Genomic DNA, 15,369 nt, shown 5'->3' on the forward strand with positions numbered 1-15,369 from the left:
CTTCAAGGCACCGAAGTCTACTCCGGTGCGCGAACCGCCGTGTAAGGCTTGACAGCCAGGTTTAGAAGTTTATTGTAATGAACGTCCTGAATGCGGTGTTGTACGTCGATGAACGCGAGGCAACGTGGCAGGTTCGGAGACATCAAATACGGTCGTTGTGGCATTGCCCGACGTGTCCCCTCAGTATGCGGACATTGAGGCGCAAACCCTCGCAACCGGGCTATTGCCGACCTCCGACCTACTCTTACGCGCATGCCGCGGTCACCGCGTCATCGGCGGGCCACTGCTGTGGTTCGCCCATGATCTGGCGGTGCTCCACGAGAAGCGCCTGGTAGGCCGGGGCGGCACGGGCCCGGAAACGGATCCCACCTCGATCATCGAAAACAAGCGCCGCCGAATCGAATTGGTCATGGCCATCGATGACTGGATCGTGCGCTCGGTGCCCCAGCATCGGCTCGGCGCCACGCTGCACACCGAAACCGTCGGGTCGGTCATCGACCGGCTGGCCGAGGCGTCCGTCCGCGCGCACCACGCGTTGATGACCCTCGACGCCAATGACGAAATGCTGCACGGCGCCTGGCATCATCTGGCCGAATTGTCCGACGCCTACGACGATCTCGTCCGCGACGTGCTCGCCGGACGGCGTCGGCTCCCCGCCTGGTAGATCGGTGCCGGCAGTCCTGCCGGAGCCCCAAGGGCGGGCCCCGGCGGGACGTCGGCCCGGATCAGCACGTCACACCAGAGACCGCTCGGCCACGATGGCGGCCGCGGCGCGACGGCCCATGCGCACCGCGCCGTCCACGTGCTGGAAGCCGTGCCCGGCCAGATCCGAGCAGGCGAAGTGCATGGGCCCGATGGGGTCGCGATGGTCGCGGCCGTAGCGGGTCAGGCCGCCGAGGTCGAAGCTGACGCCGTAGGCGCCGCGCGTCCATTCCTCTGCGCCCCAGTCGGATTCGTAGTAAACGTCCGGATTCCCGGCCTCGGGCCCGAGGTAGCGGACCAGGCAGTCCAGCGCCGCCTGCTTGCGCTGCGCGGCGTCCATGGCGAAGAACGCGTCGGCCTGCTCGTGCGCGATGAAACCGACCAGTGCGCCGTTCTCCGCGCCGTGGTTGGTGTTGTCGTAGACCTCGGACACCATATCGGTGTCGCTGAAACCGGTTCCGGACAAACCCTTTTCCCGCCAGAACGGCGTCGGGTACACCGCGTGCACCTTCACCACGAAGCCGAAGGACATGTGCTGGTACATCTGGTGCCGGCGGCGCGGCAGCGGCGGGTCGAAGCTGAGGCAGGAGTACAGGTTCGGCGGCACCGCCAGGATCACGCGATCGGCCCGGACCTCCAGCCCGCCATCGGCGAACACGACGACCCCGTTCTCCGACCACTCCACCCGCCGCACCGGCGAATTCAGGTGCAGATCCGCGCCGATGACCGCGGCCAGCCGCTGCGACACCTGCTGCATACCGCCCACGACCCGCTTGTCGAGCATGAACGTATCGGTGGCCAGTGCGGTGTAGGAACCCTGCGCGGCCGCCATCTGCAGCGCTTGCAGCGTGGAGAAGGTGTGCGCGGGCTTGGTCAGCATGGCCCCGGACACGAAGAACGCCACGGTCTCCCGCGCGTACTCGTCCTCGGACTGCCGCTCCAGCCACAGGCTGAACGGAATCGAATCCAGCTCCGCGGCAAGCGGATGCGCCCACGGCTGCTCGGCCCCGACCTCGGCGGCCAGTTCGTCGAGCAGCTTGATGAGCCGGTCGATCTCGGCGGCGGTGGCCGGGGGCGCCGGGAATACGTCCCCGGTGAACTGCTGGCGGGTCCCGTCGGCGGCCAGGAACACCGACTCGCCCTCGCGGTAGCGGCTGAAGGTCTCCAGCCCGAGCTCCTCGACCAGTTCGAGGGCAGCGGTGTGATGCGGCGAGAGCCACTGCCCGCCGATCTCGATCATCGCGCCGTCGATATCCCCGGTCCAGGTGCGCCCACCCACCCGATCGCGCGCCTCCAGCACGGTCACGGACAGGCCGGATTTGCGCAATTCCACGGCGGCGGTCAGACCGGAGGGCCCGGCTCCGACGACCACGACGTCACGAGTGATGACAGGCACGAGAGCTCCTTGCTGAACATCGAGGTTCGGATAACCCGAAGATTGCTGATTCCAGTATGTGCGCCGGTGGGGGTCCGCGCCCCCACCGGATCGGCGAAGTGGCCGAGGACTCATTCGACAGAACGGCGCGCCGGTGCGGGCAGCGGCTCCCCGGAGACCGCGCGCGGCAGGGTGCGGCCGCGGAAGTACTCCGGATCCTGCCAGCGGGCGAGGAGCATGAGCACCGCGCCCAGGGCGAGAATGCCGAAGCCCAGGTAGAACACCAGGCCGATGCCGAAGATCGAGGCGCCGCTGCCCACCTCGGGATCCAGGCTCTCCGAGACCGAGATGCCGAAGATGATCAGCAGCATGGCCCCGCCGAGCAGCGGGAACGCCAGCTTGAACACGACATTGCGGGCCGAGGCGAACCACCGCTTGCGGAAGTACCAGACGCAGGCGAAGGCGGTGATGCCGTAGTACCAGCAGATCATGATGCCCATGGCGGCAATGGTGTCCATCAGGACGTTCTCCGACAGCAGTGCCGTGATGGCGTAGAACGCGCCCGCCACCACCGCGGCCACCGCGGTCGCGAAGCGCGGCACCTGATAGGTCGGGTGCACGGCGGCGAACCGCTCGGGCAGCGCCCGGTAGGCGCTCATGGCCAGCATGGCGCGCGCGGCGGGCAGGAAGGTGGCCTGCAGGCTGGCGACGGCGGAGGCCAGCACGGCGGTGTAGAGCAGCAGTTCGCCGGCGCCGCCGAGCACGGGTTCGGCCAGCGCGCCGAACACATTGCCCGAGTTATCCGGATTGCCGAGTCCCAGACCGGTATCGCCGGTCCCGGCGTACCACATGAGCGCCACGGCCAGCAGCAGATAGGTGCCCAGCACGGTCAGGATGGACAGCAGCCCGGCCCGGCCCGGCGTGCGCTTGGGATCCTTGCACTCCTCGCCGAGGGTGAGCGCGGTGTCCCAGCCCCAGAACAGGAAGACCGAACCGACCAGGCCGATGGCGAAGGCGCCCAGGGTGATTCCGGTGAACGGATTGAACCAGTCGATATCGAAGCTCAGCCCGGACGGCGCGTCCCCGGACACGGCGCGGAACAGCGCCACGCCGGCGAACAGCAGCAGCACGGTCAGCTGGAAGCCGACCAGAATCTTCTGCGCGCGTTCGCTGGAAGTGATGCCGCGACTCGCGGCCCAGCCGGCGGCTGCCAGAAATGCCAGAGTTGTCGCGATATTAACGAGCTTATTGCCACCGAGTTCGGCAATGGTTGTCGAATTCGTAAGCCTGCCCATGATCAAATAGAGGAATTCCGCACCCACCGCGGAGATATTGGCGAGCACGATGATCACGGCGATCACCGAACCCCATCCGGCCATCCACCCGATATACGGTCCGAGCGCCCGCGCCGACCAGGTGAACGACGCGCCGCAATCCGGAGTTTCGGCATTGAATTCGCGGTAGGCGTACGCGGCCAGAAACATCGGGATGAATCCGGCGATCAGCAGTGCCGGCATCTTCAGGCCGACCGCCGCCACGATCAAACCCAGACTGGCGGTGGTGGTATAGGCCGGTGCAATGGACGCGATGCTGAGCACGGCGCCCGCGAAAGTACCGACCTTATCGGTCGCCAATCCTTTGCCGCTCTGAGCGGAAAGATCGTCCCCCGTATGTTTTTGCACGAGCATAGAAGCTCCTCGAGCAGGGGTCTGGCGCCGGTGGAAGCGTGCAGGAAGCTTCCACCGGCACCGCGCCGCGGTGGTGAAACCGACCCGGATGGTCGGGTGGGCACGGGTTCCGGCGCAGGGGCCGGCGTGCCGCGAATCGCGATCGGAGCCGCGATGGACGTCCGCGATGGGACGCGACTATGACGTCAGCGCGTGAACGCGACGTATTTGGTGTCGAGATACTCGGCGATCCCCTCGGATCCGCCCTCGCTGCCCAGACCCGACTGCTTGACCCCGCCGAACGGGGCCGCCGGATCGGAGATGACGCCGCGATTCACGCCGACCATGCCGGCTCGCAGGGCATCGCTCACCCGCAGGGCCCGATCCAGGTCCCGGGTGAAGAAGTAAGCGGCCAAACCGTATTCGGTGTCATTGGCCGCGGCCACCACCTCGGCCTCGGTATCGAAGCCGTAGACGGCGGCGACGGGGCCGAAGATCTCCTCGGAGTGGATGCGGGCGGTCCGCGGCACCTCGTCGAGAACGGTGGGCTGGAAGAAGAACCCGGGGCCGTCGATGGGCTTGCCGCCGGTGCGCACGACCGCGCCCGCGGCGACCGCATCATCAACCAGCGCAGCGATATTCGCGCGCTGCTTCGCGTTGATAATGGGACCCAGATCGACGTCCGGCCGGTAGCCGGGGCCCACCCGCAGGGCGGCGAGCTTCTCGGCGAGCCGGGCGGAGAACTCCGCGCGAATCGAATTGTGCACGTAGATGCGGTTGGCCGCGGTGCACGCCTCGCCGCCATTGCGCATCTTCGCCAGCATGACCCCGGCCAGCGCCTGCTCCAGATCGGCGTCCTCGAAGACGATGAAGGGGGCATTGCCGCCGAGTTCCATCGAGGTGCGAAGGACATTGTCGGCGGCCTGCTTCAGCATGATCTTGCCGACGCGGGTGGAGCCGGTGAAGGTCACCTTGCGCAGGCGCGGATCGGCCAGGAGCGGCGCGGTGACCGCGGCGGCATCGCTGGTCGGGACCACCGACAGCACACCGTCGGGCAGTCCGGCCTCCTTGAAGATGGCGGCCAGCGCCAGCATGGTCAGCGGAGTGTCCTCGGCGGGCTTCACGATGACCGTGCACCCGGCCGCGAGCGCCGGACCGATCTTGCGAGTTCCCATGGCCAGCGGGAAGTTCCACGGCGTAATGGCCAGGACCGGTCCGACCGGCTCGTGCTTGACCAGGATGCGCCCGGCGCCGGCGGGGGAGTCGGCGTAGCGGCCGCCGATGCGGACCGCCTCCTCGCTGAACCAGCGCAGGAACTCACCGCCGTAGGCCACCTCGCCGCGCGCCTCGGCCACGGCCTTGCCCATCTCCAGCGACATGAGCAGCGCCAGTTCCTCGGTGCGCTCGGTGAGAATCTCCCAGGCGCGGCGCAGGATGACCCCGCGCCGGCGCGGAGCCGTTGCGGCCCACTCGGATTGGACGCGGCAGGCGGAGTCGAGCGCGCGCAGGGCGTCGGGAGCGCTCGCGTCGGCGACCTCGGCGAGCTCATCGCCGGTCGCCGGATCGATGACGGCGAAGGTCTTTTCGCCGGTCGCGGGAACGGCCGCGTTGTCGATCCACACGCCGGTGGGGACCAGGTCGCGAATACCGTGGAACTCAGTCATGGGCGGCCTCCTCGGCGGGGCGGACAGCGGGCTGGTGACAGCGGCCGATCATGCGGCGAGGTCCGTGATCGCGGTGCACAGCACCGTCAGCGCCTCGTCCAGCAGGTCCTCGCCGATGACCAGGGGCGGCAGCAGGCGGATGACATTGCCGAAGGTGCCGCAGGTGAGGGTGATGACGCCTTGTTCGAGACAGCGGGCGGCGATCTTGGCGGTGAGGGCGGAATCCGGTTCGCTGGTACCGGGCTTCACGAACTCGAGGGCGAGCATGGCGCCCCGGCCGCGCACGTCACCGATGGCCGGAACCTGTTGGGCCAGTTCGGTGAAACGGGCCGTGGCGATCTCGCCGATGCGGCGGGCGCGGGCGGGCAGGTCGTGGTCGCGCATCACCTCGATGGCGGCCAGCGCCGCGGCGCAGGCGACCGGGTTGCCGCCGTAGGTGCCGCCCAGGCCGCCCGCGTGCACGGCGTCCATGAGTTCGGCCCGGCCGGTGATGGCCGACAGCGGCATGCCGCCGGCAATGCCCTTGGCCATGGTGATGATGTCGGGGACCACGCCCTCGTGATCACAGGCGAACCAGTCGCCGGTGCGGGAGAAGCCGGTCTGCACCTCATCGGCGATGAACACCACGCCATTGGCGCGCGCCCACTCCGCCAGCGCGGGCAGGAATCCCGGTGCGGGGACGATGAATCCGCCCTCGCCCTGGATCGGCTCGATAATGATCGCCGCCACCGAATCCGCGCCGATCTGCTTCTCGATGCGCAGGACGGCTTCGGCCGCAGCGGCTTTGCCGTCCAGGCCGCCGTCGCGGAACGGGTAGGACATCGGCATCCGGTAGACCTCGGGCGCGAACGGGCCGAAATGCGCCTTGTAGGGCATGGATTTCGCGGTCAGCGCCATGGTCAGGTTGGTGCGGCCGTGATACGCGTGATCGAAGGCGACCACCGCGGTCCGGCCGGTGGCCAGCCGCGCCACCTTGACCGCGTTCTCCACCGCCTCGGCGCCGGAATTGAAGAGCACACTGCGCTTCTCGTGATCGCCGGGGGTGAGCGCCGCCAGCTCCTCGCACACCCGCACATACGCCTCGTACGGGGTCACCATGAAACAGGTGTGCGTGAAGTGCTGCGCCTGATCGCTCACCGCCGCCGCGACTTTCGGATGCGAGGCGCCGACATTGGTGACCGCGATACCGGCCGCGAGATCGATGAGCGAATTGCCGTCCACATCCACGATGACGCCGCCATCGGCATCGGCGGCGTACACCGGGGCGGTGGAGCCGACACCCGCGGCGACGGCGGCCTTGCGCCGGGCGGTGAGCTCCTGCGAGCGCGGGCCCGGCAGGGCGGTGACGAGCGCCCGCTGCTGCGGGAGCCGGTAGCTGATCTCGGTCATCGAAGTCTTTCTGCGGAAGGGAATCGGTAAGCGTCACACCGTCATCCCGGCGCGCATCGCGCCGGGATCCACGCGACGGTCAGTCGTGGGCGCTCATGACGTGCTTGATGCGGGTGTAGTCCTCGACGCCGTAGGCGGACAGGTCCTTGCCGTAGCCGGAGCGCTTGAACCCGCCGTGCGGCATCTCGGCGACCAGCGGGATATGGGCGTTCACCCACACCGCGCCGAAGTCCAGGGCGGCCGAAACCCGCTGCACCACTCCGTGATCGCGGGTCCAGATGCTGGAGGCCAGGCCGTAGACGACATCATTGGCCAGCGTGATCGCCTCGGCCTCGTCGGCGAAGGTCTGCACGGTGATGACCGGTGCGAAGATCTCCTCCTGCACGATCGGATCGTCCTGGCGCACGCCGGTGATGACGGTCGGGGCGAAGTAGAATCCGGTCTCGCCGACCCGCTCACCGCCGGTGCGGACGGCGGCGTGCGCGGGCAGCGCGGCGATCTTGCCGGTGACGGTCTCGAAGTGCCGGATGTTGTTGAGCGGGCCGTAGGCGGCGTCCTCGTCATCGGGCTTGCCCGGGCGCACCGACTCGGCCTTCTTCACCAGGGCCGCGACCAGCTCGTCGTGCGCCGACTCGTGCACCAGCACGCGGGTGGCGGCGGTGCAGTCCTGACCGGCATTGAAGAACGCGGCATCGCCGATGCGGTCGGCGGCGGTCTCGATATCGGCGTCGCCGAACACGACCACCGGTGCGTTGCCGCCGAGTTCGAGATGAGCGCGTTTGACCTGCTTGGCCGCGGCGCTCGCCACCTCGATGCCCGCCCGCACCGAACCGGTGATCGACACCATGCTCAGGCCGGGATGCTCCACCAGCGTGGCCCCGGTCGAAGCGGTGCCGAGCACCACATTGAAGACGCCGTCGGGGAGGATGCCCTTCGACAGCTCGGCCAGCACCAGGGTGCTGCCCGGAGTGGTGTCGCTGGGCTTGAGCACGACGGTATTGCCGGTCGCCAGCGCCGGGCCGATCTTCCAGATGGCCATCATGAGCGGGTAGTTCCACGGCGTCACCTGGCCGATCACGCCGACCGGCTCGCGGCGGACATAGGAAGTGAAGCCGCTCATGTACTCACCGGCGGACTTGCCCTCGAGCATGCGCGCCGCGCCGGCGAAGAAGCGCAGATGATCCGCGCCGGTGGCGACCTCCTCGGAGGCGATGAGGTGCTTGGGCTGACCGGTGTCGCGAGCCTGGGCCTCGACGAGCGCGTCGGAGTTCGCCTCGATGGCGTCGGCGAGCTTCAGCAGCGCGGCCTGGCGCTGGCCCGGGGTGGCGGCCTTCCACTCGGGGAAGGCGCGGGTGGCGGCGGCGACCGCGGCATCGATATCGGCCTGACCGGAGATCGGGCTGGCGCCGGTCACGCTCTCGTCCACCGGGCTGATCAGCTCGAACGACTCCGCTCCGGTAGCGGCTACGAACTGGCCGTCTATGTAATTGCGAAGCATCTCGGTCATATCTGCCCGTTCTCCTGCGATGTGGTGCGGTTCTCGAACTCCGGTGGCCCACGCATTGCGTCAGTGCCGGCACTGCCTGGTTGCCAGACAGTGTGCTGCGCGACACACCCCCGAGTCACCTGCCGTAATGGAGTGCGGGCAGAATCGGGTTTCGACGATCTGTCCAGATAACCAACGGAGTGCTGTGAACGCGGGAATTCCGGTCCGCTGGGTCCTGTCCCAACCCGAACTGGGACTGGCGCTGAAGGGTGGGAGCGCGGGGCTCGGCCGCGACATCACCCTCGTCCTCACCTCGGAGCTCACCGAGCCGCAGCACTGGCTGTCGGGCGGGGAGCTGGTCCTGACCACCGGCATGGGTTTGCCGCTCAGTCGCGCGGACCGGGAACGCTATCTCGCGGACCTCGACGCGGTGGGCGTCGCGGCGGTCGGCTTCGGCATCGGGCTCTCGCACGAGCGCATTCCCGCCGACCTCGTCGACGCCGCCGACCGGCTCGGCCTGCCGCTGTTCGAGGTGCCGCTGCCGACGCCCTTCGGCGCCATCACCAAGAAGGTCATGGGGCGGTTGGCCGAACAGGAGTACGAGAAGGTGCTGCGGGCCTCCCGGGCGCAGCCTCGGATGACACGCGCTGCCATTCAAGGCGTTCGAGCGGTCATCAAGGAACTCTCCGCCGCGCTGTCCGCGACCGTGATCGTCCTCGGGGCGGACGGGGCCATCGCCGATGCCCACCCGCGCCGGGTTCCGGACGAGATCGCCGCCCGCCTCACCGAATTCGTCGGCACCCGCGGGGACGGCGCGAGCAGCGGCGTGATCCATACGGCATCAGGTGAATCCATTGCCGTGCAGGCGATTACGGCCGGTCAGACCGTGCACGGCCATCTGGCCGTAGTCACTGCCACCGCGCTCTCCGCCGTCGACCAGGTCCTTCTGGGTCACGCCAGCTCGCTGTTGGCCCTCGACTTCGAGAAGCCGGCGCGCCTGCGAATCGCGCAGAACCGCTTGAACACCCAAGCCCTGTCCATGCTCCTGGAGGAGCCCACCGAGCTGGACAGCGTCTGGCAGCACCTGACCCCGGCGGCCGACCGCTCCGGGCGAGTCCGCGCCCTGGTTCTCCGCGGCGCGACTCCCGAAACCCTCACTCGCGCAGTGGCCGCCGTGGACGATCAGCTGAGCGCCCAGGATCGCCAGCTCTTCGTCCACCTCACCGCTGACCGCGCCGCCATCCTGCTGTCCGGCTCGGATACCGACCAATCCGCCGAACGCCTGCTGGCTCACCTCCCGCCCGCGACCCGCGCCACCCTCCGCGCGGGCCTCAGCGCCCCGCATCCCTTGCGCCGCTTCCCCGCGGCCATCGACCATGCCGAACTGGCCGCCTCGGCCGCCCTCCCCGGCGCCACCCCGCTCGAGCCCGCCGCCCTGGCCGGTCACGCCCTGCTGACCTTCCCGGAGGCCAGGCGAGTCCTCTCCGCCGTGTCGGAGGCGATGCTGCAACCGCTCGTCGATTACGACGACCGCCACGGCACCGACCTCGTCGCCTCACTGCGCGCCTATCTCGAGGCCCACGGCCAATGGGAGGCCGCCGCAACGGCTCTCGGCGTGCACCGGCACACGCTGCGCAGCCGGATCACCAAAATCGAGTCGGTGCTGGGCTGCCAGCTCGACACCGCCCGGGTCCGGGCCGAACTGCTGCTGGCGGTCATCGCGCATCGTTGACGCGGCGGGTCGGCCTACTGTCCGGCCGCGCCGGCCAACTCCGCGTTCACCACGCACAAGCGGGCGATATCCGCCCGGTTCGCCCGCTGTAGCCGGCCGACCAGCTCCAGCAACCGGGTCGCGGCGGGCGTCGCGATCCAGGTCGATACCAGGTCGCGGGCCGAATCGCCCGGATCGGCCTCGGTCAGGACCGCCGCCGTCAGGGCGTGCCAGCGGGACCGCAGTTCCTCGCCGAGTACGGCCGCGGCCAGGGTTTCCCAGTGGTCGGAGGTGCGGGTTTCGGCGAAAGTCTTGGCCAGCCAATCCAATCCGATGACTTCGCCCAGCTCGCGGTAGGTCTGGGCGACCAGGGGAACCGGCAGGCCGGTCCTGGTGGCGGTGGCGCTGAGCGGCAGGGCCTGGGACAGCAAGCGCAGGTTCGCCGAATCCCGGCCCGGATGGCCGCCGGGGCGCGGCAGCGCCGCTATGAGGTTAGCGACCAGCGGTGCGTAGCAGTCGATTTCGGCGGACCAGGTTTCGGCGCGGTGGTGGGTCAGCAGCCAGGCGGTGGATTCCTCCACAGCGTGCTGGATATCGCCGAGCAGGCCCATCCGAACCTGAGGGGAGACACCGGGCAGGGCCAGGGCGTCGCGCCACCACCGTCCGATATCGAGCACCTCGTGAACGACCGTGCAGGCCAGCACAATATGGGGCGTGTCCGCGCCGAGACGCTCCTCGAGGCGGTGAATCATGCCGGGGCCCACCCGGTTGATGACCTGATTGGCGGCGGCCACGGCGACGATCTCCCGGGCCACGGGATGCTCGCGGAGCGTAGCAAGGCCCACTCGGTCACGGACCGATTCGGGGAAGTAGTCGGCCAGGGTGCCCGCCACCACCGGGTCGTCGATGGCGTCGGAGGCCAGGAGTTCGTCGCGGACCAGGTTCTTGGACATGGCCAGCAGGACGGCGATCTCGGGGCGCGCCAAACCCGTGCCGGCCCGGCGTCGAGCGGCGAGTTCGGCTGGGGTGGGGAGGAATTCGGCCGCGCGGTCCAGGCCGGTGGCTTGTTCGAGATTCTCGATCAGGCGGCCGTGGCGGTCGATGAGGAAGGGGGCGTGGGCCTCGGCCAAGCTGATGGCGAGGGCCTGCTTGTCGCAATCGGCGAGGACAGCGGCGACGACGGCATCGGCATTGGCCGCCAGCAGGCGATCCCGGTCCGCGGGAGCGAGGGCGCCCGCGGATACCGCGGCGGACAGGGCGATCTTGAGATTGACCTCGCGGTCGGAAATGGCCACGCCGGCGGCATTGTCGATGAAATCGGCGTTGATGCGGCCGCCGGCGACGGCGAACTCGATGCGGGCGCGTTGCGTGAGGCCCAAGTTGCCGCCCTCGCCGATTACCCGGCAGCGCAAGAGATCCGCGGTGATGCGAACGTCGTCGTTGGCCGGATCGGCGACTTCGGCGTCGAGTTCGGCGGCGGCGCGGACATAGGTGCCGATGCCGCCGTTGAAGAGCAGATCGACCTCGGCGCGCAGGATCGCTCGAATCAGTTCGGGGGCGGGCAGTTCCGCGGCCGTAATGCCCAGGCGTTTGCGGACCTGCTCCGAGAGCGGGACCGATTTGGCGGTGCGGGGCCAGACACCGCCGCCTGCGGAGATGAGGTCGCGGTCGTAGTCGGCCCAGCTGCTGCGCTCCAGCGCGGCCAGGCGACGGCGCTCGGCGTGGGAGCGCTGCGGGTCCGGATCCGGATCCAGGAAGATGTGGCGGTGGTCGAAGGCGGCCACCAGCAGGATGCGATCGGTTTCCAGCATGCCGTTGCCGAAGACATCGCCGGACATGTCACCGATACCGGTGACGGTGAACGGCTGGGTATCCGGATCGATGCCGAGCTCGGCGAGATGCTGGCGGATGGAACGCCAGGCGCCGCGGGCGGTAATGCCCAGAGCCTTGTGGTCGTAGCCGGTGGAACCGCCCGAGGCGAACGCGTCGCCGAGCCAGAAGCCTCGCGAGACGGCAATGCCATTGGCCAGATCGGAGAATCGGGCGGTGCCCTTGTCCGCGGCGACGACCAGGTAGGGGTCCGCGTCGTCGTAGACGACGGTGTGCTCGGGATGGGTGAGCGTGCCCTCGACGATATTGTCGGTGACATCGAGCAATCCGCCGATGAAGGCCGCGTACGCACTCTCCACGGCCGGTGCGCCGGTGGTGCGGCGGGCCACGAACGCGCCCTTGGCGCCGGTCGGGACGATCACCGAGTTCTTCACCGTCTGGGTCTTCATCAGGCCCAGCACTTCGGTGCGGAAATCGTCCACGCGCTCCGACCAGCGCAGGCCGCCGCGGGCAATGGCCCCGGCCCGCACATGGCTGCCCTCGACTTCCTTGGAGTGCACGAAGATCTCGCGATACGGCGTGATGGCAGCCGTGACCGACAGCCGGGAGGGCGCGAGCTTGAAGGCGACCACCGGACGGCCCGGCTGATACCAGTTGGTGCGCAGCACCGCCGAGCAGAAGGTGTGCAGGCCGCGCAGCAGCTGATCCTCCGGCAGCGTGGCCGCGGCCTCGAGCCGGCGCAGCACGGCCGCATCGGCCTCCGCGATCAGTCCGGCGCGGCCGGTGGTGTGCCGCGGATCGAATCGGGCGTGGAACAGCGCCACGAACGCGCGCACGAATTCCGGTTGGGCGGAGAGTATCTCGGTGATCGACGCCTCGCTGGACCGCAGCCCCGCCTGCCGCAGATACCGGCACGCGGCCCGCACCAGCACGGCATCGCGCCACTCCAGCCGCGCCGTGCCGATCAACCCGATGAACCCGTCGACCTCGAGTTGTCCGGACGCGGCCGCCAGGAACGCCGCCGAAACCAGCTCGGCCGCCTGTTCATCCCAGTGAAAAGCCGTGGGGCAGAAGGTGAACCGATGCACCTCGGCCGCGCCCTCGGGCGACACCTCGTGCGTGGAGACCCGCAGGCCGAGCGCCGAGAAGATCTCGATCAACTCCGTCAGCTGCGGGGCGGCTCCCCGCCACACCAGCCGCCCGCTCGGCAAGCCCTCGGCGACCCGGTCGAAATCGAGCCGTGGCACGACCTCGATCCGGTCCTCGTCCAGCGTGGCGGCGCCTGCTCCGCGGTGCATCTGCTCATCTCCCTGTGGGTGACCGATGTATCGCAGTCAATCTGCCGCAAAGAGACCCACACCACACCCGCCGAACCGGCGTGCGACCGGGACGCCCACACGCCGCACTGTCCATTGCCGCGGACCGGCCGGGGTCAGCCGCGGTAGCGGCGGTGATCGGTGGCGAAGTCGTCGGCGACGGTGGCGGCCAGCTCGACCAGGGAGCGCTTGGTCTGCTTGTGCAGGCGGGCCAGATCGATTTCGGCGCCCTCGGACAGGTGGGCGTCGTAGGGGATGATGTGCACGGCCCGGCAGCGGGACAGGAAGTAGTCCCGCAACTGGTTGATGCCCACATTCGCGGCGCCCGGCCGCGGCAGGTTGATGACCACCACCGCATTGCGGACCAGGTGGTCGTGCCCGTGCAGCGACAACCAGTCCAGGGTGGCGGCCGCACTGCGCGCGCCGTCGATGGCCGAGGACGAGATCAGCACCAGCGAATGCGCCAGATCCAGCACACCCGCCATGGCCGAATGCATCAGCCCCGTACCGCAGTCGGTGAGGATGATGTTGTAGAACCGCTGCAGAATCCGCGCGACGGCCCGGTACTCCTCCTCGCTGAACGCCTCCGATGCGGCCGGATCCCGTTCACTGGCAAGCACTTCCAGCCGGCTTCCACCCTGCGAGGTATGCCGCCGCACATCCGAATACCGCTGAATATTCGGGTCCAGCAACAGATCCCGCACCGTGGACCGCGTCTGCAACGGCACCCGCTGCGACAAGGTCCCGAAGTCCGGATTCGCATCCACGGCGATAACCCGATCCCCGCGAATGGACGCGAAAATCGACCCCAGCCCCATGGTGGTCGTAGTCTTCCCGACCCCACCCTTCAACGACAGCACCGCGATCCGGTAATCCCCCCGCACCGGCTGCCGAATCCGAGCCACCAGCTCCTGCAGCCGCCGCTCCTCAGCCGACAACCCGGGATTGATCGCCCCACCCGACACGTGGTGCACGGCCTTCCGCCACCCCGACCCGGGCGCCTTCTTCGCCCGCCGCCACTGCACATCATCCAGCGACGGCCCCGGCTGCCCCGGCCCCCCGGTCCCGTACTGCACCGGCGCAGACGTATTCCACCCCTGCTGTCCAGCGCCCTGCGGCCCGACGCCCTGCGGTCCCGAACCCCCTTGCTGCCAAGGCGCTCCCGCCTGCTGCCAAGAAGCCCCACCCTGCCCCTGCGCGGCAGCACCAGCCTGCCCCGGCGCGCCAAGGTTCCGGCCGTGCTCGGCAGCCCCCGGCTGCCCCGGCACGCCGTAGTGCCGGCCGTTCTCGTCGGCACCAGGCTGCCCCGGCCCGGCATGGTGGCGGCCGTGCTCAGCCGACTCCGGCTGTCCCAGCGCACCGTAGTGCAGGCCGTGCTCGCCCGCACCGGGCTGCCCCGGCGCACCATGGTGCCGGCCGTGCTCGATGGGCTCCGGCTGGCCGGGGACTCCGTAGTACTCACTCTGCCCGGCGGAATCCGGTTGTCCCGGAGTGCCGTACGGCTGCTCGCCGGAGTAACCGTCCGGTCGGCCAGGCGCTCCATCCGGTCGCCCATACGTTCCGGGCCGGACGGGGGCGCTCGAATTATCCGGCGCCGCCGCGTTCCCACCCGCGGGCCACGATTCGGTGCGCGAGCCGTGCGCCGAATCCGGTTCGGGCGCGCCAGGATAGTCGGGCGCGCGCCAGTTCTCCTGCCCCGGCGCGCTGTTCATCGAACCCGGACCGCCCGAGGTGGCGTTGCCCGCCTGCCCGGGCACGCCCGACTGTGAATCGGCCGGACCGAGCTGTTCATTCGCCGGTGCGAAAGGAGCACTCGGCGCTTGGCCGCGGACCGGATCGGCCGGCGGCCTGGAGGGCGGCGCCATCCAACGGTGGTCATTGCCGGGAGCCTGCGGCATGGGCGCGGTTCCGGGCAGGTGTGGTTCCTGGCCCGACGCCGCCGGTGCCTGCGGCGGCACCCGACGTGGCCCGTACGGCGGCGGATCCTGTTGCCCCGTACCGGAGGTCGGATAGGGCGTCCGCTGCGGCAGCGGCAGCGGGACATCCAGGGCTTGATGTCGGCCGGGACCGTCGGTCTGCCCGTCCGGTGCGGACATCTCGTCGAAGCCGCCGGCCGCCGAGCCCGGCGAATTCTGCCCGGCCGCCTCGCGGTTCGCGGAGGCGGAATCGGCGGGCCGGCTCGTGCCGGTCTGCGCGCCGGGATTGCTCACGCCGGACGGTGCATCGCCG

Annotated in this window: 9 protein-coding genes; 2 read left to right on the forward strand and 7 right to left on the reverse strand. The window is 69.4% G+C overall.

The window, feature by feature from the left end; all coding sequences use genetic code 11:
- Positions 1-310 precede the first annotated feature (310 nt).
- Positions 311-664: a DUF4254 domain-containing protein gene (locus ACYQ5L_RS05320; RefSeq protein WP_379193073.1), complete on the forward strand. Its 354-nt coding sequence runs from the start codon at positions 311-313 to the stop codon at positions 662-664.
- Between the two features lie 69 nt (positions 665-733).
- Here the strand turns inward: ACYQ5L_RS05320 and ACYQ5L_RS05325 are convergent, their stop codons facing one another.
- From ACYQ5L_RS05325 to ACYQ5L_RS05345, 5 genes are all read right to left on the reverse strand, one after another.
- Positions 734-2,098: a flavin monoamine oxidase family protein gene (locus ACYQ5L_RS05325; RefSeq protein ID WP_459955924.1), complete on the reverse strand. Its 1,365-nt coding sequence runs from the start codon at positions 2,096-2,098 to the stop codon at positions 734-736.
- Between the two features lie 110 nt (positions 2,099-2,208).
- Complete coding sequence (locus ACYQ5L_RS05330) at positions 2,209-3,765, reverse strand: APC family permease (RefSeq protein ID WP_459955926.1); 1,557 nt, start codon at positions 3,763-3,765, stop codon at positions 2,209-2,211.
- Between the two features lie 185 nt (positions 3,766-3,950).
- On the reverse strand, positions 3,951-5,408 hold the full coding sequence (locus tag ACYQ5L_RS05335; RefSeq protein ID WP_459955928.1) for an NAD-dependent succinate-semialdehyde dehydrogenase: 1,458 nt from the start codon (positions 5,406-5,408) through the stop codon (positions 3,951-3,953).
- Between the two features lie 48 nt (positions 5,409-5,456).
- Positions 5,457-6,797 carry a 4-aminobutyrate--2-oxoglutarate transaminase gene (gene gabT / locus ACYQ5L_RS05340; RefSeq protein ID WP_459955930.1) on the reverse strand — a complete coding sequence of 447 codons (1,341 nt, stop codon included), beginning with the start codon at positions 6,795-6,797 and terminating at the stop codon, positions 5,457-5,459.
- A gap of 79 nt (positions 6,798-6,876) precedes the next feature.
- On the reverse strand, positions 6,877-8,304 hold the full coding sequence (locus ACYQ5L_RS05345; protein ID WP_459955931.1) for a gamma-aminobutyraldehyde dehydrogenase: 1,428 nt from the start codon (positions 8,302-8,304) through the stop codon (positions 6,877-6,879).
- 184 nt (positions 8,305-8,488) lie between these two features.
- Between ACYQ5L_RS05345 and ACYQ5L_RS05350 the strand changes: the two genes are divergently transcribed.
- A complete protein-coding gene (locus ACYQ5L_RS05350) occupies positions 8,489-10,015 on the forward strand; it encodes a PucR family transcriptional regulator (protein WP_459955932.1) in 1,527 nt (508 codons plus the stop codon).
- Positions 10,016-10,029: 14 nt separating this feature from the next.
- On the opposite strand, the gene ACYQ5L_RS05355 is transcribed toward ACYQ5L_RS05350, so the two are convergent.
- On the reverse strand, positions 10,030-13,122 hold the full coding sequence (locus ACYQ5L_RS05355; protein WP_459955933.1) for an NAD-glutamate dehydrogenase domain-containing protein: 3,093 nt from the start codon (positions 13,120-13,122) through the stop codon (positions 10,030-10,032).
- A 134-nt stretch (positions 13,123-13,256) separates the two neighbouring features.
- Entirely contained in the window at positions 13,257-15,005 is a 1,749-nt protein-coding gene (locus ACYQ5L_RS05360; RefSeq protein WP_459963326.1) for a MinD/ParA family ATP-binding protein, read from the reverse strand.
- Positions 15,006-15,369: the final 364 nt, after the last annotated feature.

The organism is Nocardia sp. IFM 10818 (assembly GCF_054655275.1).